This window comes from Streptomyces sp. Root431, from assembly GCF_001426585.1.
Taxonomy (GTDB): domain Bacteria; phylum Actinomycetota; class Actinomycetes; order Streptomycetales; family Streptomycetaceae; genus Streptomyces; species Streptomyces stackebrandtii.
In genome coordinates, this window is sequence record NZ_LMEI01000007.1 from 226,783 (window position 1) to 243,575 (window position 16,793).

The following is a 16,793-nucleotide window of genomic DNA, read 5'->3' on the forward strand; positions in this document are numbered from 1 at the left end:
AGGGTCGGCACATGGCTGACATCACTCCGCGCGAGACCCGGCTGGACCTCTCCCAGGACGGGGCCGCGCTCACCGCAGCACTCGTCGACTTCCCGTCCGTCAGCGGGACGGAGCAGCCGCTCGCGGACGCCATCGAGCAGGCCCTGCGCGCCCTGCCGCACCTCACCGTCGACCGCGTCGGCAACAACGTCGTCGCCCGTACGAACCTCGGCCGCGCCGAGCGGATCGTGCTCGCCGGCCACATCGACACCGTGCCGATCGCCGACAACGTCCCCTCGCGGCTCGACGAGGACGGCATCCTCTGGGGCTGCGGCACGAGCGACATGAAGTCCGGCGTCGCCGTCCAGCTCCGGATCGCCGCCACCGTCCCCGAGCCCAACCGCGACCTCACCTTCGTCTTCTACGACAACGAGGAGGTCGCCGCCGACCTCAACGGCCTCGGGAAGATCGCCGCCGCGCACCCCGACTGGATGGAGGGCGACTTCGCCGTCCTCCTGGAGCCCTCCGACGCACAGGTCGAGGGAGGCTGCCAGGGCACCCTGCGCGTCATCCTGCACACCGCGGGCGAGCGCGCCCACTCCGCGCGCTCCTGGATGGGCTCCAACGCCATCCACACCGCCGCCCCGATCCTCGCCCGCCTCGCCGCGTACGAGCCGCGCAAGCCCGTCATCGACGGCCTGGAGTACCACGAGGGCCTCAACGCGGTCGCGATCCAGGGCGGCGTCGCCACCAACGTCATCCCCGACGCCTGCACCGTCACGGTCAACTACCGGTACGCCCCCGACCGCTCCCCGGCCGAGGCGCTGGCGTACGTCCGCGAGTTCTTCGCCGACTGCGACATCGCCGACTTCGTGATCGACGACGAGAGCCCCGGCGCGCTGCCCGGCCTCTCCCACCCCGCAGCCGAGGCCTTCATGAAGGCCGTCGGCGGCAGCGCCCAGCCCAAGTTCGGCTGGACCGACGTGTCCCGCTTCAGCGCCCTCGGCGTGCCGGCGGTCAACTACGGGCCCGGCGACCCGATCTACGCGCACAAGCGCGACGAGCACGTCCCCGTCGACAGGATCCACCACTGCGAGGCACGACTCCGCGACTGGCTGACTGCCTGACTTCCGTAATTTCGCGTTTCGTCACCTCTGTCGTCCTACGCTGACCGGACCAGAAGATCAGTGGATCGGCGGAGGGAGCAGGCCATGGGCATTCCCGAGGGAATGGCGAAGCCCGAGGAGCAGCGTCTGGGGCCGGTGCTGAGGCGCCGGGATCAGGTCCAGTCGGGCACCACGGACCAGCGGCTGCTCGACACCGAGGGCGACTCGGAGTGGGTGCACACGGACCCCTGGCGGGTCATGCGCATCCAGTCCGAGTTCGTCGAGGGCTTCGGAGCCCTCGCCGAACTGCCGAGCGCGATCAGCGTCTTCGGCTCGGCCCGCACGAAGCCGGACTCGCCGGAGTACGAGGCGGGCGTCCGGATCGGCCGGGCGCTCGTCGAGGCCGGTTTCGCGGTCATCACGGGCGGCGGCCCGGGCGCCATGGAGGCGGCCAACAAGGGGGCCAGGGAGGCCAAGGGCGTCTCGGTGGGCCTCGGGATCGAGCTCCCCTTCGAGCAGGGGCTCAACCAGCACGTCGACATCGGCGTGAACTTCCGGTACTTCTTCGTCCGCAAGACGATGTTCGTGAAGTACGCGCAGGGCTTCGTCGTCCTGCCCGGCGGCCTCGGCACCCTCGACGAACTCTTCGAGGCGCTGACCCTGGTCCAGACCCGCAAGGTCACCCGCTTCCCGATCGTCCTCTTCGGCACGGAGTACTGGAAGGGCCTCGTCGACTGGCTGCGCGACTCGGTCGTCGCGGGCGGCAAGGCGTCGGAGCGCGACCTGCTCCTCTTCCACGTCACGGACGACGTGGACGAGGCGGTGGCGCTGGTGACGAAGGAGACCGGCAAGTAGAAGTCGGCCCCGCCGGCGTTTGAGGCGCGGGTCCGGGGCGGAGCCCCGGTTTCGGGAAGGGGCGGGGTGGGGGAGGAGCCCGCCGCAGGCGCCCCCACCCCCTCCCGCACCCGCCCCGCTAAGCCAGCCCGCGCCGGGCGACAGCCGGCGGCCGGTGCCCGGCGATGGACGCCACCATGTCCAGGACCTGCCGGGTCTCGGCGACCTCGTGCACCCGGTACACCTGCGCCCCCAGCCACGCGGAGACGGCCGTGGTCGCCAGCGTCCCGAGGACCCGCTCCTTGACCGGCCGGTCGAGCGTCTCGCCGACGAAGTCCTTGTTCGACAGGGACACCAGCACCGGCCACCCCGTCTCCGCCATCTCGCCGAGCCGCCGCGTCGCCTCCAGGCTGTGCCGGGTGTTCTTCCCGAAGTCGTGCCCCGGGTCGATCATGATCCCGTCGCGCCGCACCCCGAGGGCCACCGCCCGCTCCGCGAGCCCCACGGTCACCCGCAGGATGTCGGCCATCACGTCCTCGTACGCGACCCGGTGCGGCCGCGTCCGCGGCTCCGCGCCGCCCGCGTGCGTACAGACGAGCCCCGCGCCGTACTTGGCGGCGACCTCCGCGAGCCCGGGGTCGACCCCGCCCCACGCGTCGTTCAGGACGTCCGCCCCGGCCTCGCAGACCGCCGCGCCGACGTCCGCGCGCCAGGTGTCCACGCTGATCACCACGTCGGGGTGGCGCCTGCGGACCTCGGCGACGAAACCGACCGTCCGCCGGGCCTCCTCCTCGGCCGTGACCTCCTCGCCGGGGCCCGCCTTCACCCCGCCGATGTCGATGATCGCCGCGCCCTCGGCCACGGCCTGCTCCACGCGGGCGAGCGCCGGCTCGTCGCGGAAGGTGGCGCCCTGGTCGTAGAAAGAATCCGGGGTCCGGTTCACGATCGCCATGATCACCGGCTCGTGCGGCCCGAATTCACGCCGTCCCAAGCGCAGCATCCCTTTTGTCCTCCCTCGCGTACGTTCGCTGCGACCCTAACCGTCAGTGGCGCATGGCACGATCGGCACGGGACTAATTCCACTCCGGGAAGAGGCGCGCAGGTGTTCTGGTTTCTGCTCATCACGATGGTCGTGGTCGTGGCCGCGGTGACTCTGGCGGTGGTCGGCGGAGGCGACAGCGAGGTGCTGCCGGAGGTGGCGCCCGAACAGCTCGTCGACCCCCTCCCGGTGGCCCGCCCGGTCGACCGCGCCGACGTCGAGGCGCTCCGCCTCCCCGTCGCGGTCCGCGGCTACCGGATGGCGGACGTGGACGACGTCCTGGTGCGCCTCGGCGCCGAACTCGCCGAGCGGGACTCCCGGATCGCCGAGCTGGAGGAGGCGCTCGCGGGCGCGTCCGCCGGCGAGGGAGAGGACGACCGCTCATGACGGAGGGCGGACCGGTCCCGGGCCCGGACGGGCGGCTGCGCTGCCCCTGGGGCCTGTCGACCGACGACTACGTGGCGTACCACGACGAGGAGTGGGGCCGCCCGGTCCACGGCGACGACGAGCTCTTCGAGCGGCTCTGCCTGGAGGCCTTCCAGTCGGGCCTCTCCTGGATCACGATCCTGCGCCGCCGCGAGGGTTTCCGGCGGGCCTTCGACGGCTTCCGCATCGACTCCGTCGCCGGCTTCGGCGAGGCCGACCGGGAGCGCCTCCTCGCCGACGAGGGCATCATCCGCAACCGCGCCAAGGTCGACGCGACCCTGGCCAACGCCAAACTGCTCGCCACCTGGTCCCCGGGCGAGCTCGACGCCCTGATCTGGTCCCACGCCCCCGACCCCGGCCGCCCCGCCCCCCGCTCGGTCTCCGACGTCCCGGCGGTCACGGACGAGTCCACGGCCCTCGCCAAGGCCCTCAAGAAGCGCGGCATCCGCTTCGTCGGCCCCACCACGGCCTACGCCCTGATGCAGGCCTGCGGACTGGTCGACGACCACGTGGAGGGATGCGTGGCCCGGGGCGGCCGGTAGGCACCGCCCCGGAGCACAGGCCCTAGGGGTGGCCTAGCGGCCCAGGTACTTCGGCTTCTCCTTGGCGATGAAGGCGCGGACGGCGATCGTGTGGTCCTCCGAGGCGCCCGCGAGGGACTGGAGTTCGTCCTCCTTCTCCAGGGACTCGGTGAGGGAGTGGTCCGCGCCGTAGGCCAGGGACTCCTTCAGGGCCGCGTAGGCCACCGTGGGGCCCTCCGCGAGGGCGCGGGCGACCTTCGTGGCCTCGGCGGTGAGGTCGGCGGCCGGGACCAGGCGGTTCACGATGCCGAGCTCGTACGCCTCCTGGGCCGAGATGGAGCGCGGGAAGAGCAGCAGGTCGGACGCCCGGCTCGCGCCGATCAGCCGGGGCAGCGTCCAGGACATGCCCGAGTCCGAGGTGAGCGCGACGCCCGCGAAGGACGTGTTGAACGCGGCCGTGTCCGCGACGACCCGGTAGTCCGCCGCGAGCGCGAAGCCGAAGCCCGCCCCCGCCGCGACGCCGTTCACGCCCGCCACGACCGGCTTCCGCATGCCGGTGAGCGCCCGGACGATCGGGTTGTAGTGGTCCCGGACCGTGTTCATGGTGTCGCGCGTGCCGGACTCCTTGTCCGCCATGAGCAGACCCACGTGCTCCTTGAGGTCCTGGCCGACGCAGAAGGCCCGGTCACCGGCCGCGGTGAGCAGGACGGCCCGTACGGCGGTGTCCGCCGCTGCCGTTTCCACGGCGTCCCGGAGCGCGACCTTCGTCGCCACGTTCATCGCGTTCATGGCCTCGGGCCGGTTGAGCGTGATGGTGGCGAGCCCGTCGCTCACCTCGTACAGCACCGTGTCGGCCATGGGGTTCCCTTCGCCTCTTTGCGTGGTTGACCTGCCCAGCATGGCGGAGATCACCCGCCCCGCCCATGTGAGCTGCGTCAAAGAATTCAGGCCGTCGGTGCACTCCGGGGCGGCGCAGTATCGCAGCCCGATCGCCGAAATGTGGGGTTTTGCGAGAGCGCGTTGCGCAAGCGATGCAGATCGATGTTGGTCATCGGGTCCTGCGATGCGGGATAATGACCTGGAAGCAATGTGTTCGAAGCCGGTGAAGCGTGCTCCGCATCAAAGAGCTGCCCGGCTGACGATGAGCTGGTTTCAGGAAGGGGAACAAGCATGGCGGCCATGAAGCCGCGGACGGGTGACGGCCCGCTCGAGGTGACCAAGGAGGGGCGGGGCATCGTCATGCGCGTTCCGCTCGAAGGCGGCGGTCGGCTTGTCGTCGAGCTGACCCCGGGTGAGGCCGAGGCGCTGGGCGACGCCCTGAAGAAGGTCGTCGGCTGACCTGACCCTCGACGATTCCTCGCCACTGCCCCGGGACGGTTCGACCGTGCCGGGGCAGAGGTGTGTCCGGGGGCTGTCCCAGGGGAAACGCGGGCTTCAGGAGAAACAACGCGGGCCTTCAGGAGGAACGGGGCGTCAGCCCCGGCGCACCGCGCAGAGCAGGCCGTCGCCCACCGGCAGCAGCGAGGGCAGCAGCTCCTGGCTCTCCCGGACCGTGCGCAGCAGCTCGCGGACCCGCAGGACCTCCGCCGGCTGGGCCGCCGAGTCGACCGTCCGGCCGTCCGCGAAAACGCCTTCGAAGCAGACGAGACCGCCAGGTCGCAGCAGGCGCAACGATTCAGCGAGGTAGTCCAGGTACTCCAGACGGTCGCCGTCGCAGAAGACGAGGTCGTATCCGCCGTCCGCGAGCCGCGGCAGGACGTCGAGGGCGCGACCGGGGATGAACCGGGCCCGGTTCCCCGCGAAGCCCGCCGCACGGAACGCCGTCTTCGCGAACTGCTGGCGCTCCGGCTGGAGGTCCACCGTCGTCAGGACTCCGTCGGGCCGCATCCCGAGCAGCAGGTAGATGCCCGACACGCCCGTGCCGGTCCCGATCTCCGCCACCGCCTTGGCATCCGCCGTCGCCGCGAGCAGGCGCAGCGCGCCACCGGTGCCGGGCGACACCGAGGGCAGCCCTGCCTCCCGGGCCCGGTCCCGGGCCCAGCGCAGAGCTTCGTCCTCGGCGACAAAGGCGTCGGCGAACGACCAGCTCGTCTGCCGGTTGGCGGTAATGGCCCTCTCCTGTCCCCGTAGTTGACGCAACGGTGACTGTATCCGCTGTCAGCGGGAACCCGCAGATGGGACCGCGCGTTCACTGGAGGCGGGACGCGGCCGGCGGCAGCCGGGCGAGCCGGTTCCAAATTCGCGTAAAGATTCTTATCCGGAGCTAACGGGCGAGGTGGCTATGGTAGGGGCTCCACTGGACACCACCAGAGCCGACAGGGGAGGTGCGGCTGCGCCTGGGGATCGGGGAGGAGTGCTTCGGCGTCTTCTCAGGTCGGCGGGTGAGCCGAAATCCGTGACCGACACCGCTGACCGAATCCGCACCATCGACTCCGCTCCCACCACCGCGACCTTCGCATCGGATGCGGAATCGCAGGCGTGGACTCCGCCCACCTGGGAGGAGATCGTCAGCACGCACAGTGGCCGGGTCTACCGCCTCGCCTACCGCCTCACCGGCAACCAGCACGACGCCGAGGACCTCACCCAGGAGGTCTTCGTCCGCGTCTTCCGCTCGCTGTCGACGTACACGCCGGGCACCTTCGAGGGCTGGCTCCACCGCATCACCACCAATCTCTTCCTCGACATGGTCCGTCGCAAGCAGCGCATCCGTTTCGACGCGCTCGCCGACGACGCCGCCGAGCGGCTGCCCAGCCGTGAGCCGTCCCCGCAGCAGGTGTTCAACGACACCCACTTCGACGCCGACGTGCAGCAGGCCCTGGACACCCTCGCGCCCGAGTTCCGTGCCGCGGTCGTCCTCTGCGACATCGAAGGACTCTCGTACGAGGAGATCGCCGCGACCCTCGGCGTGAAGCTCGGCACCGTCCGCAGCCGGATCCACCGCGGGCGCTCCCACCTGCGCAAGGCCCTCAAGCACCGCTCGCCCGAGGCCCGGGCGGAGCGTGCCCTCGCCTCCGTCGGATGGGAGGCAGGGACAGCGTGAGCGGCACCCGTCCCTCGTCACCGACCCCCGCGGAACACCACCTCGGGGACCGGCTCGCGGCGCTCGTCGACGGCGAGCTCGGCCACGACGCCCGGGAGCGGGTGCTCGCGCACCTCGCGACCTGTGCGCGCTGCAAGGCCGAGGCCGACGCCCAGCGCACCGTGAAGAGCGTCTTCGCCTCCGCGGCGCCCCCGCCGCCCTCCGAGGGCTTCCTCGCCCGGCTCCAGGGACTCCCCGGGGGACCAGGTGAGCCTTCGGGCGGCTCCGGCGGGCCCGGGGCCCCGCGAGGGCCCCTGGAAGAACTGCTCGGCAAGGCGGCCCTGAAGTCCGACGGCTTCGCCACCGCCGCCGTCGTCACCCCGCACCCCGGCACCGGCTTCCGCATCCACGAGGTCGGCGACCGCGCCTCCGGCACGTCCGGGCGCGGCCGGCGCTTCGCCTTCGCGGCGGCCAGCGCGGTCTCCTTCGCGGCGATCGCCCTCGGCGGCACGATGCCGGTGGAGACCTCGGTGAGCGCGAGCGGACGCGGCGGGCAGGGCACGGGCAGCGCGGTCACCCCGCTGCGCGCCACGGCCTCGGGCGGCGCCCAGGGCACGAGCACCGCGTCGCGCGGCACCCGCTCCGGGGAACGTACGGGCGCGGGCGCCCAGTCCGTCGCCGAAGAGCCGCTCACGCCCCTCGCGGCCCGTACGGGCGCCCCGGCCGGCCGGGCCCCCGCGGGCACCGTCCCCTCGGGCGCGATCCCGCCGGACGCGGTGCGTTCCGGTAGGGCTCCGCTGGTGGCCGTGCGCCTGCAGAACCAGGCCGCGCAGTCGTTCTTCGCGCTCTCGCCGTTCATACGCCCGACGGGTCCGGCCCTCGATCTGGCCTTCGCCCCCGGTCCCAGCCCGGCGGCGAGCCCGACGAACGCACCGCTCGGCTCCCACCGCTGACCCGCGACCTGGTTGAATCCAGGGACAGGGGCGCCCGAGCCAGGGGCGCGGACGGGTCAGCGGTTGCGGGGAGAGCATGAACGACGGTAAGCCGAACTGGTGGAGCCGGCCTTCGACGGCGCCGGAGGCGGCGAAGATACCCTCGCCGCCCCCGGCCGACGGCGGTGACGACGGTGACGGTGATTTCCCCCTGCCCGCGCCCCAGCCGCCGGTCGAGGCCGAGGCCGTGGCCGATGCCGGGACCACGGAGATCTCTGACGTGTCCCGGCCCGCGCCCGCGCCCGCGGTCGAGGTCGAGTCCGCACCCGGACCCGAGCCGGAGCCCGTGCCCGCCGTCCTGCTGACGAAGGAACAGCCGGCCGACGCGCCCGTGGCAGACGCGCCCGTGGCCGACGCGCCGCAGGCCCCGGCGGCGCCCGCGCAGCCCGCCCCCCAGCCCCTGCACGCGCCCGACGAGTACCGGACGCCGCCCTACGGCGAGCCCGGCCCGTGGGCGCCCGCGCCGCCCGTGCAGCACCCGGCGGCCTCCGTGCCCCCGCAGGCGCAGGCACCCGCACCGCCGCAGGCACCGGGCCCCGTGGCCCCCGTACCGCCTCAGCAGGCCGCCGTACCGCCCGTACCGCCGCAGCAGGGCGGGACCGCCCCGTGGATGCAGTACGACCCCTGGGGCGGGGCCGTCGGCGGCGTGGGGGTCCTGCCGGCGCCCGCGAAGAAGTCCCGGAAGGGCCTCGCGCTCGCCGGGGCGTTGGTCTTCGCCCTCGTCACCGGCGTCATCGGCGGCGGCATCGGCGCCTACGTCGAGCGGAACGGCGGACTCACCACCGTCGAGCTGCCCCAGGCCGACGGCGGGGACACCGACCGCGCCCCCGAGAGCGTGGCCGGGATCGCCGCCAGCGCGCTGCCCGGCGTCGTCACCCTGCACGTCAGCGGCGGCGGCTCCTCCGGCACCGGCACCGGCTTCGTCCTGGACACCAAGGGCCACATCCTCACCAACAACCACGTGGTCGACGCGGCCGAGTCCTCCGGGGACATCACCGTGACCTTCTCCAGCGGCGAGACCGCCCGCGCCAAGATCGTCGGCAAGGACACCGGCTACGACCTCGCCGTCGTCCAGGTCACCGGCGTCTCCGGCCTCCGGCCGCTGCCCCTCGGCAACTCCGACAACGTCCGCGTCGGCGACCCCGTCGTCGCCATCGGCGCCCCCTTCGACCTCTCCAACACCGTGACCTCCGGGATCATCAGCGCCAAGGAGCGCCCGATCACCGCCGGCGGCGAGAAGGGCGACGGCACCGACATCAGCTACGTCGACGCCCTCCAGACCGACGCGCCGATCAACCCCGGCAACTCCGGCGGACCGCTGCTCGACTCCAAGGGCCGGGTCATCGGCATCAACAGCGCGATCCGCGCCGCCGGCGGTTCCGGCGACGGCGACGGGGGCGGCGCCGGCCAGCCCGGCTCGATCGGCCTCGGCTTCGCCATACCGATCAACCAGGGCAAGCGGGTCGCCGAGGAGCTCATCAACACCGGCAAGGCCACCCACCCCGTCATCGGTGTGAGCCTCGACATGCAGTTCAACGGCGACGGGGCCCGCGTCGGCGAGAAGGGTAAGGACGGCGCCGCCTCCGTCACCCCCGGCGGCCCGGCCGCCTCCGCGGGGCTCCGGCCCGGCGACGTCATCACCAAGGTCGACGGCCAGCGGGTGCACAACGGCGAGGAGTTGATCGTGAAGATCCGCGCCCACCGCCCCGGCGACAAACTGCGGCTCACCCTGACCCGTGGCGGCAAGGAACTGACGAAGACGTTGACCCTTGGTTCGTCGCAGGGCACGTGAGTGCGGCACGCGAGTGCCATGTGGCGGACACCGGGAGGTACCCGTCCGACAGTTTCGGCGGGTACCGTGGACCGGGCCCTGGACCGGCGTGAAGGAGCTACTAGGTGTTCAGCGACATAGGCGCACTCGAGCTGGTGGCCCTCGTGGTCCTCGCCGTGCTCGTCTTCGGGCCTGAAAAGCTCCCGAAGGTCATCCAGGACGTCTCGCGCTTCATCAAGAAGGTCCGTGACTTCTCGGACAGCGCGAAGGAGGACATCCGCAGCGAGCTGGGGCCGGAGTTCAAGGACTTCGAGTTCGAGGACCTCAACCCCAAGACGTTCCTCCGCAAGCAGCTGGAGGGGAACGAGGACCTCAAGGAGCTCAAGGAGCTTCGCGGGTCGTTCGACCTCAAGAAGGAGATGAACGACGTCGCCGACGCGGTCCACGGCCGCGAGGCCGCGCCCGCCGCGGTCAACGGCAGCGCCGCCGCCGGCACGCCGGACCTCCTCAAGAAGCAGGACAAGCCGGACACCGGAGAGCGTCCGCCGTACGACTCCGACGCGACCTGACGACGGGCTGTCACCGACCCGACGCGTCCCGGTGGCTATCCTCCCTCTGTTGACGGAACGAGGAGGCGGCCGAGATGGAGACCACGAGTCGGGTGGAGGGCGTACCGACGGCCCGGCGTACGCCCGAGGGCTTTCTGCGCGCGCCCTTCGCCTGGTACGGCCTCGACGAGGCCTTCACCGGGCAGCGCTGGCTGATGCAGGTCGGCACGGCCGCGGACGGCAGCGTGCAGCACGGTTCTACGGGGCACGGTGACGAGCCGTCCATAAAGTCGGACGCGCGCGCTGCCGAGAAGGAGCGCTTCGCCGTCGTGGTGACGGTCGCCGCGAGCCCGGTCCGGCGGACCGGGGACGGTACGGGCGTCCTCGACGCCACGACGGTCTCGTCCGCCGCCTGGCTGGCCGGCTCGGGGCTCCTGGTCCACACCTGGCCCGCGTCGCTCGACCACGGGATGCGGGACAACTGGCTGGACCAGCAGACGGAGACGGCCTTCGAGCTCGCCGACGACCTCGACGGGCCCGCCTGGTCGACGCTGTCGCTCCCCGTGGACGGGGTGCCGATGCCCTTCCACTACCGCGAGTCGGAGTTCGGCTGGGTGTTGGCGGGCTCGGCGGCGGGGGTGCACCTCGGGGCGTACGGGCGGGGCATGAGCGCGTACGGTCTGGGGTTCTCGCAGATCAAGGACCTTGAGGCGTACGCCTGACGGCATGAAAAGGGGCGCCCCCAGCGGGGGCGCCCCTTTTCATGCTCAGAACTTGTTGCGCGGCGTGATGCCCAGGCTCATGCCGGACAGGCCACGCTGGCGGCCGCCGAGCTTGCCCGCGATGGCGCGCAGGGCCGCGCCCGCCGGGGAGTCGGGGTCGGAGAGGACGACGGGCTTGCCCTCGTCGCCGCCCTCGCGGAGCCGGACGTCGATCGGGATCGAGCCGAGGACCGGGACGTTCGTGCCGGTCGTCTGCGTCAGCCCGTCCGCGACGCGCTGGCCGCCACCCGTGCCGAACACGTCGACCATCTCGTCGCAGTGCGGACACGGCAGGCCCGCCATGTTCTCGACGACGCCGACGATCTTCTGGTGCGTCTGCACGGCGATCGAGCCGGCCCGCTCGGCGACCTCGGCCGCGGCCTGCTGCGGGGTCGTGACGACCAGGATCTCCGCGTTCGGCACGAGCTGCGCGACCGAGATCGCGATGTCGCCGGTGCCCGGGGGCAGGTCGAGCAGGAGGACGTCCAGGTCGCCCCAGTACACGTCCGCGAGGAACTGCTGGAGCGCGCGGTGCAGCATCGGGCCGCGCCACACCACCGGGGCGTTGCCCGGGGTGAACATGCCGATGGAGATGACCTTCACGCCGTTCGCCGACGGCGGCATGATCATGTTCTCGACCTGGGTCGGACGGCCGTCCGCGCCCAGCATCCGCGGCACGCTGTGGCCGTAGATGTCGGCGTCGACGACGCCGACCTTCAGACCGTCCGCGGCCATCGCCGCGGCGAGGTTCACGGTCACGGAGGACTTGCCGACGCCGCCCTTGCCGGAGGCGACCGCGTACACCCGGGTCAGCGAGCCCGGCTTCGCGAACGGCACCTCGCGCTCCGCGCCGGTCCCGCGCAGCGCCGCCGCCAGCTCCTTGCGCTGCTCGTCGCTCATCACGTCGAGCGTGACGTCGACGGCGGTGACGCCCTCGACGCGGGAGACGGCCTCGGTCACGCGCTGCGTGATCGTGTCGCGCATCGGGCAGCCGGAGACGGTCAGGTAGACCGTGACGGCGACCCTGCCGTCCGGTTGGACCTCCACCGACTTGACCATGCCGAGCTCAGTGATGGGCTTGTTGATCTCGGGGTCGTTCACCGTCGCCAGTGCTTCGAGCACCGCGTCTTCCATAGCCATACCGACGATGGTACGGCGCCGACCACCGGCCCATGAAAGGGCTGTCAACGGTCGGGTACGTCACTTCCGTGACCTTCGCCGGTCGGGAATAGATCCCGGCGCTCCTCCAGCTCCTTGATCAGGTCCTGGAGCTCCGAGCGGATCCAGTCGCGCGTCGCGACCTCGCCGAGGCCCATGCGGAGCGCCGCGATCTCCCGGGTCAGGTACTCGGTGTCCGCGATCGACCGCTCGTTCTGCTTCCGGTCCTGCTCCAGGTTGACCCGGTCCCGGTCGTCCTGCCGGTTCTGGGCGAGCAGGATCAGCGGCGCCGCGTACGAGGCCTGGAGGGACAGGGCGAGCGTCAGGAAAATGAACGGGTACTCGTCGAACCGCAGCGTCGCCGGGGCGAAGATGTTCCACACGACCCAGACGATGATCGTCAGGGTCATCCAGACGAGGAAGCGCCCGGTGCCCAGGAAGCGGGCGATCCGCTCGGACATCCGCCCGAAGGCCTCCGGGTCGTACTCCGGAAGGAACCTGGGCCGGCGCTCGCGCGGCAGGTCGAGCCGGATCCGGGCCACCATCGGCCGGTCCCGCTCCCGTTCCCGCTCCCTCTCCTGCCCCCGCTCAGCGGCCATGCCCGGTCCCCTCCTCGTGGAACTCCGTCTCCCGCCAGTCCTCCGGCAGCAGATGGTCGAGCACGTCGTCGACGGTGACCGCGCCGAGCAGCGAACCGCTCTCGTCCACGACGGGCGCGGCGACCATGTTGTAGGCGGCGAGGTAGCTGGTGACGGCGGGCAGCGGGGTGTCCGGGCCGAGCGGTGGCAGGTCGCTGTCCACGAGCGAACTGACCAGGGTGAACGGCGGGTCCCGCAGCAGCCGCTGGAAGTGCACGGTGCCCAGGTACTTCCCGGTCGGCGTCTCGTCCGGCGGCCGGCACACGTACACCTGCGCGGCGAGCGCCGGCGACAGGTCCTGCTGGCGCACCCGGGCCAGCGCGTCCGCGACCGTGGCGTCCGGCCGCAGCACGATCGGCTCGGTCGTCATCAGACCGCCGGCCGTGCGCTCCTCGTACGACAGGAGGCGTCGCACGTCGGCGGCGTCGTCCGGCTGCATCAGGGTCAGGAGCCGCTCCTGGTCCTCCTCGGGCAGCTCGGACAGCAGGTCGGCCGCGTCGTCCGGGTCCATCGCCTCCAGGACGTCGGCCGCGCGCTCCTCCTTCAGCTTGCCGAGGATCTCGATCTGGTCGTCCTCCGGCAGCTCTTCGAGGACGTCGGCGAGCCGGTCGTCGTCGAGGGCCGCGGCGACCTCGGCGCGCCGCTTGGGGGAGAGGTGGTGCAGGACGTTGGCGAGGTCGGCGGGGCGCAGCTTCTCGAAGGTGGCGACGAGGCTCTCCGCGCCCTGTCCCTCCTCCTCCAGGGAGAAGCCGGTGACGGCCGACCACTCGACGGTCAGCGTCTCGCCCTTGCGGCTCAGCACCCCGCCCTTGCCCTTGCGGACGAAGACCTTGTCGATCTCCCAGTCGCGGCGGGCGGGCAGCTGCTGGATGGCGACGTCGAGGACGGTGACCTCCTCGCCCTCCTGGCCGTCGGCGCCCACGAGCCGGACGCGCCGGTCGAGGAGCTCGCCGAGGACGAGCCGCTCGGTGGGGCGCTGCTCGAAGCGCCGCATGTTGACGACGCCCGTGGTGATGACCTGTCCCGACTCGACGCCGGTGATGCGGGTCATCGGGACGAAGACCCTGCGGCGGCTCAGCACCTCCACGACCATGCCGAGCAGCCGGGGCGGTCTGCGGCCGACCCGGAGCATCGCGACGAGGTCGCTGACCCGGCCGACCTGGTCGCCGACGGGGTCGAAGACGGGGACTCCCGCGAGGTGGGAGACGAAGATCCGGGGGGCGCCTGCCGCCATGCCACGCGCCTCCTCGGTGCCGCACGATTCGAGTCGTGGCAAGAGCTTTGCCGGTGATTGCAGAGCTTTGCCGGGTTCAGGCTAGCCCGTGCCGTTCCGCCCCGCTCCGGCAACGACTCCGTACGGCTGCCTGCCGGGCCCGTCACCTCGCCCGGGTACGCTGCGGTCTGCCGTCCCCCCACTCGGCCCCGGCCACCGGACCCGGTCATTCCGCCGGCCCCGGCCCGCGGCCTCCGACGGCACCCCGTACGGGCCACGCCCGGCGTATCCCCCCACGACACGAGAGGCAGCGCAGATGGCCGTTCGTACCCCGTCATCGCGTATCCGCAGGGCCGTCGTGCCCTTGGCGCTCTGCGCCGGGCTGACAGCCGGACTCACCGCCTGCGGCGCCGATCCGGACGAGGGGACCAACGGGGTCGGGAAGCTCTCCGCGCCCGAGATCGAGCAGAAGGCGCAGTCGGCCGCGGACGCGGCGAAGGCGGTACGCCTCTCGGGCACGCTCGTCAGCAAGGGCGGCACCTTCAAGCTCAACATGCGGCTCAAGCAGGACGGCGCCGCCGGCTCGGTGACGACGAAGAACAGCACCTTCGAGCTGCTGCGGATCGGCGACGCGCTCTACCTGAAGGCGGACGCCGACTTCTGGGCGCACGACGACAAGGCGACCCGGGAGCCCACCGAGGCGGACACCGAGGCCGCCGACAAGCTCGACGACATGTACGTCAAGGTGCCGCAGGGCGACCCCTCGTACAAGCAGTTCCGCGGCTTCACCGACATGGACGTGCTCCTCGCCGGGCTGATCGGCCTGCACGGGGAGAAGGTCAAGGGCGACCGGGACCAGATCGGCGGAGTCCGCACGATCAAGGTCAAGGGCGGCGCGGAGGGCGAGGGCGGCACGCTCGACGTGGCCCTGGAGGGCTCCCCGTACCCGCTGCAGTTCGCGCGGGGCGGGGGAGCGGGCGTCGTGGTGCTCTCCGAGTGGAACAAGGACTTCCCGCTCGCGGAGCCGTCGAAGGACCAGACCCTCGACTACGGCAAGCAGCTGCCGCGGACGTGAGGACGCGCCGCGTTACTTGCGGCGCTTCCTGAACAGCAGCTTCGGGAGCGCGGCCGGCACCGGCCGGCGGGTCGTGGCCTCCGAGGGCAGCGGTACGGCGGCCAGGGAGCCGTCCGGCAGCTCCGTCGTCGAGGAGCGGGGGTCGAGCCGCAGCACGCGGCATTCGCGCGCCCAGCGCCCCGTCATGGCCTCGCCGTCGGGGGCGTTCAGCCGCTTGCCCTTCAGCTCGGCGACCGCGGCCTCCCACTCGTCCGTACCGGGGGAGAGCTCGCGCACGGCGGCCGTCCAGGCGACGAGCCGCCCGCCCTTGTCCTTGCTGCGGACCGTGACCTCCACCGTCCCGCCGTCCGCGAGGCCCGGCAGCGGCTGCTCGCCAGGACCGTCGCCGACGACGTGCGCCGCGCCGTCGTGCCAGACGTGCCAGAGCGCGCGGGCGGGGCCGGTCCCGCGCACCCAGACGAGGCCGGACTTCTTGGTGGCCTCCTCGACGAGGGCGGACCCTGGCAGCTCTTCAGTCATGGCCCGAAGCCTAGCGGGAGCCGTCCTACAGCCAGCCGTTGCGCTTGAGCGTGCGGTGGATGGTGAAGCAGACCGCGATGATGCCGGTGAGCACCATCGGGTAGCCGTACTTCCAGTGCAGCTCGGGCATGTGGTCGAAGTTCATGCCGTAGACGCCGCAGACCGCCGTGGGGACGGCGACGATCGCCGCCCACGAGGTGATCTTGCGCATGTCCTCGTTCTGCGCGACGGTCGCCTGCGCCAGGTTGGCCTGGAGGATCGAGTTGAGGAGCTCGTCGAAGCCGACGACCTGCTCCTGGACGCGGGCGAGGTGGTCGGCGACGTCCCGGAAGTACTTCTGGATGTCGGGGTCGACGAGCCGCATCGGCCGCTCGCTGAGCAGCGTCAGCGGGCGCAGGAGCGGGGTGACGGCCCGCTTGAACTCCAGCACCTCGCGCTTGAGCTGGTAGATCCGGCCCGTGTCCGTACCGCGGGTGGAGCCCTTCGTGGCCGGCGAGAAGACGTCGATCTCCAGCTGGTCGATGTCCAGCTCGACGGCGTCGGCGACCGCGATGTAGCCGTCGACGACGTGGTCGGCGATGGCGTGCAGCACGGCCGAGGGGCCCTTGGCGAGGAGTTCGGGCTCGCCCTGGAGGCGGTGGCGGAGGTTGCGCAGGGAGCCCTGGCCGCCGTGCCGGACGGTGATGACGAAGTCGGGGCCCGTGAAGCACATGACCTCGCCGGTCTCGACGACCTCGCTGGTCGCGGTGAGCTCGGCGTGCTCGACGTAGTGGATCGTCTTGAAGACGGTGAAGAGGGTGTCGTCGTACCGCTCCAGCTTGGGTCGCTGGTGGGCGTGGACGGCGTCCTCGACGGCGAGTGGGTGCAGCCCGAACTCGGCGGCGATACCGGCGAATTCGGCCTCGGTGGGCTCGTGGAGCCCGATCCAGGCGAAGCCGCCGCTCTCCCGCACCTGGCTCATCGCGCCGCGGGGCGTGAGGCAGTCGCGGTCGTCGACCCGGCGCCCGTCGCGGTAGACGGCGCAGTCGACGACGGCGCTGGAGGCCGAGTGGTCGCGGGTGGGGTCGTACGAGGTGTACGTGGTGGGGGTCTTGCGCAGGGTGTGCCGCAGGCTCGGCCGGACGGCGGCGCGCAGGTCACGGATCATCGACATGGGCATGCTCCTCACGGAGAGGCCGTCGGTGCGATGCGTGG

At 72.1% G+C, this 16,793-nt stretch carries 19 protein-coding genes; 11 read left to right on the forward strand and 8 right to left on the reverse strand.

The features are described 5' to 3' along the window. The first annotated feature begins 11 nt into the window (after window positions 1-11). Together dapE and ASC82_RS08300 are read left to right on the forward strand one after the other, a co-directional pair. Window positions 12-1,106: a succinyl-diaminopimelate desuccinylase gene (gene dapE, locus ASC82_RS08295; protein WP_056643783.1), complete on the forward strand. Its 1,095-nt coding sequence runs from the start codon at window positions 12-14 to the stop codon at window positions 1,104-1,106. A gap of 84 nt (window positions 1,107-1,190) precedes the next feature. Further along, a complete protein-coding gene (locus ASC82_RS08300) occupies window positions 1,191-1,940 on the forward strand; it encodes a TIGR00730 family Rossman fold protein (protein WP_056643785.1) in 750 nt (249 codons plus the stop codon). Between the two features lie 118 nt (window positions 1,941-2,058). Here ASC82_RS08300 and folP read toward each other — a convergent pair whose 3' ends face one another. Further along, window positions 2,059-2,919 carry a dihydropteroate synthase gene (gene folP, locus ASC82_RS08305; protein ID WP_056643787.1) on the reverse strand — a complete coding sequence of 287 codons (861 nt, stop codon included), beginning with the start codon at window positions 2,917-2,919 and terminating at the stop codon, window positions 2,059-2,061. 102 nt (window positions 2,920-3,021) lie between these two features. On the opposite strand from folP, the gene ASC82_RS08310 reads away from it, so the two are divergent. Both ASC82_RS08310 and ASC82_RS08315 read left to right on the forward strand, forming a co-directional pair. Continuing rightward, window positions 3,022-3,345: a hypothetical protein gene (locus ASC82_RS08310; RefSeq protein WP_024759310.1), complete on the forward strand. Its 324-nt coding sequence runs from the start codon at window positions 3,022-3,024 to the stop codon at window positions 3,343-3,345. Next, a complete protein-coding gene (locus ASC82_RS08315) occupies window positions 3,342-3,926 on the forward strand; it encodes a DNA-3-methyladenine glycosylase I (RefSeq protein WP_056643790.1) in 585 nt (194 codons plus the stop codon). The genes ASC82_RS08310 and ASC82_RS08315 overlap by 4 nt, the downstream gene beginning before the upstream one ends. A gap of 33 nt (window positions 3,927-3,959) precedes the next feature. On the opposite strand, the gene ASC82_RS08320 is transcribed toward ASC82_RS08315, so the two are convergent. Continuing rightward, window positions 3,960-4,763 carry an enoyl-CoA hydratase-related protein gene (locus ASC82_RS08320; protein ID WP_056643792.1) on the reverse strand — a complete coding sequence of 268 codons (804 nt, stop codon included), beginning with the start codon at window positions 4,761-4,763 and terminating at the stop codon, window positions 3,960-3,962. A 312-nt stretch (window positions 4,764-5,075) separates the two neighbouring features. Here ASC82_RS08320 and ASC82_RS29370 point away from each other — a divergent pair, with 312 nt between their 5' ends. After that, a complete protein-coding gene (locus ASC82_RS29370) occupies window positions 5,076-5,243 on the forward strand; it encodes a DUF3117 domain-containing protein (RefSeq protein ID WP_017239934.1) in 168 nt (55 codons plus the stop codon). A gap of 135 nt (window positions 5,244-5,378) precedes the next feature. On the opposite strand, the gene ASC82_RS08325 is transcribed toward ASC82_RS29370, so the two are convergent. Next, window positions 5,379-6,044 carry an O-methyltransferase gene (locus tag ASC82_RS08325; RefSeq protein WP_024759307.1) on the reverse strand — a complete coding sequence of 222 codons (666 nt, stop codon included), beginning with the start codon at window positions 6,042-6,044 and terminating at the stop codon, window positions 5,379-5,381. Between the two features lie 142 nt (window positions 6,045-6,186). On the opposite strand from ASC82_RS08325, the gene sigE reads away from it, so the two are divergent. The 5 genes from sigE (at window position 6,187) to ASC82_RS08350 (ending at window position 10,957) form a co-directional block, all read left to right on the forward strand. Then, complete coding sequence (gene sigE / locus ASC82_RS08330; RefSeq protein ID WP_079039157.1) at window positions 6,187-6,945, forward strand: RNA polymerase sigma factor SigE; 759 nt, start codon at window positions 6,187-6,189, stop codon at window positions 6,943-6,945. Further along, complete coding sequence (locus ASC82_RS08335) at window positions 6,942-7,877, forward strand: zf-HC2 domain-containing protein (protein ID WP_199862499.1); 936 nt, start codon at window positions 6,942-6,944, stop codon at window positions 7,875-7,877. The genes sigE and ASC82_RS08335 overlap by 4 nt, the downstream gene beginning before the upstream one ends. Window positions 7,878-7,953: 76 nt before the next feature. Then, a complete protein-coding gene (locus tag ASC82_RS08340; protein WP_056643797.1) occupies window positions 7,954-9,708 on the forward strand; it encodes a trypsin-like peptidase domain-containing protein in 1,755 nt (584 codons plus the stop codon). Between the two features lie 104 nt (window positions 9,709-9,812). Further along, window positions 9,813-10,256, forward strand: a complete 444-nt coding sequence (locus ASC82_RS08345) for a sec-independent translocase (protein WP_056643799.1) — start codon at window positions 9,813-9,815, stop codon at window positions 10,254-10,256. A gap of 74 nt (window positions 10,257-10,330) precedes the next feature. Then, window positions 10,331-10,957 (forward strand): hypothetical protein, encoded by a 627-nt coding sequence (locus ASC82_RS08350; RefSeq protein WP_056643802.1) that lies wholly within the window; start codon window positions 10,331-10,333, stop codon window positions 10,955-10,957. 45 nt (window positions 10,958-11,002) lie between these two features. Here ASC82_RS08350 and ASC82_RS08355 read toward each other — a convergent pair whose 3' ends face one another. The 3 genes from ASC82_RS08355 to ASC82_RS08365 are packed head-to-tail and all read right to left on the reverse strand — an operon-like array spanning window position 11,003 to window position 14,026. Beyond that, the gene (locus ASC82_RS08355; protein ID WP_056643804.1) at window positions 11,003-12,136 is read right to left on the reverse strand and encodes an Mrp/NBP35 family ATP-binding protein; all 1,134 of its coding nucleotides are present in this window, start codon (window positions 12,134-12,136) and stop codon (window positions 11,003-11,005) included. A 44-nt stretch (window positions 12,137-12,180) separates the two neighbouring features. Beyond that, window positions 12,181-12,753, reverse strand: a complete 573-nt coding sequence (locus ASC82_RS08360) for a DUF1003 domain-containing protein (RefSeq protein ID WP_056643806.1) — start codon at window positions 12,751-12,753, stop codon at window positions 12,181-12,183. Next, the gene (locus tag ASC82_RS08365) at window positions 12,743-14,026 is read right to left on the reverse strand and encodes a CBS domain-containing protein (protein WP_056643808.1); all 1,284 of its coding nucleotides are present in this window, start codon (window positions 14,024-14,026) and stop codon (window positions 12,743-12,745) included. The genes ASC82_RS08360 and ASC82_RS08365 overlap by 11 nt, the downstream gene beginning before the upstream one ends. Window positions 14,027-14,321: 295 nt before the next feature. Between ASC82_RS08365 and ASC82_RS08370 the strand changes: the two genes are divergently transcribed. Beyond that, complete coding sequence (locus ASC82_RS08370; RefSeq protein WP_056643810.1) at window positions 14,322-15,080, forward strand: hypothetical protein; 759 nt, start codon at window positions 14,322-14,324, stop codon at window positions 15,078-15,080. Window positions 15,081-15,092: 12 nt separating this feature from the next. On the opposite strand, the gene ASC82_RS08375 is transcribed toward ASC82_RS08370, so the two are convergent. Together ASC82_RS08375 and ASC82_RS08380 are read right to left on the reverse strand one after the other, a co-directional pair. Then, window positions 15,093-15,599: a hypothetical protein gene (locus tag ASC82_RS08375; protein WP_056643813.1), complete on the reverse strand. Its 507-nt coding sequence runs from the start codon at window positions 15,597-15,599 to the stop codon at window positions 15,093-15,095. A gap of 25 nt (window positions 15,600-15,624) precedes the next feature. After that, complete coding sequence (locus ASC82_RS08380; protein WP_056643815.1) at window positions 15,625-16,752, reverse strand: magnesium and cobalt transport protein CorA; 1,128 nt, start codon at window positions 16,750-16,752, stop codon at window positions 15,625-15,627. Window positions 16,753-16,793 lie beyond the last annotated feature (41 nt).

Bases quoted from the DNA above. Each gene is read 5' to 3' on its own strand.
- dapE (WP_056643783.1), top strand. From the start codon at position 12: ATGGCTGACATCACTCCGCGCGAGACCCGGCTGGACCTCTCCCAGGAC.
- ASC82_RS08300 (WP_056643785.1), top strand. From the start codon at position 1,191: ATGGGCATTCCCGAGGGAATGGCGAAGCCCGAGGAGCAGCGTCTGGGG.
- folP (WP_056643787.1), bottom strand. From the start codon at position 2,919: ATGCTGCGCTTGGGACGGCGTGAATTCGGGCCGCACGAGCCGGTGATC.
- ASC82_RS08315 (WP_056643790.1), top strand. From the start codon at position 3,342: ATGACGGAGGGCGGACCGGTCCCGGGCCCGGACGGGCGGCTGCGCTGC.
- ASC82_RS08320 (WP_056643792.1), bottom strand. From the start codon at position 4,763: ATGGCCGACACGGTGCTGTACGAGGTGAGCGACGGGCTCGCCACCATC.
- ASC82_RS29370 (WP_017239934.1), top strand. From the start codon at position 5,076: ATGGCGGCCATGAAGCCGCGGACGGGTGACGGCCCGCTCGAGGTGACC.
- sigE (WP_079039157.1), top strand. From the start codon at position 6,187: ATGGTAGGGGCTCCACTGGACACCACCAGAGCCGACAGGGGAGGTGCG.
- ASC82_RS08340 (WP_056643797.1), top strand. From the start codon at position 7,954: ATGAACGACGGTAAGCCGAACTGGTGGAGCCGGCCTTCGACGGCGCCG.
- ASC82_RS08350 (WP_056643802.1), top strand. From the start codon at position 10,331: ATGGAGACCACGAGTCGGGTGGAGGGCGTACCGACGGCCCGGCGTACG.
- ASC82_RS08355 (WP_056643804.1), bottom strand. From the start codon at position 12,136: ATGGCTATGGAAGACGCGGTGCTCGAAGCACTGGCGACGGTGAACGAC.
- ASC82_RS08360 (WP_056643806.1), bottom strand. From the start codon at position 12,753: ATGGCCGCTGAGCGGGGGCAGGAGAGGGAGCGGGAACGGGAGCGGGAC.
- ASC82_RS08365 (WP_056643808.1), bottom strand. From the start codon at position 14,026: ATGGCGGCAGGCGCCCCCCGGATCTTCGTCTCCCACCTCGCGGGAGTC.
- ASC82_RS08370 (WP_056643810.1), top strand. From the start codon at position 14,322: ATGGCCGTTCGTACCCCGTCATCGCGTATCCGCAGGGCCGTCGTGCCC.
- ASC82_RS08375 (WP_056643813.1), bottom strand. From the start codon at position 15,599: ATGACTGAAGAGCTGCCAGGGTCCGCCCTCGTCGAGGAGGCCACCAAG.
- ASC82_RS08380 (WP_056643815.1), bottom strand. From the start codon at position 16,752: ATGTCGATGATCCGTGACCTGCGCGCCGCCGTCCGGCCGAGCCTGCGG.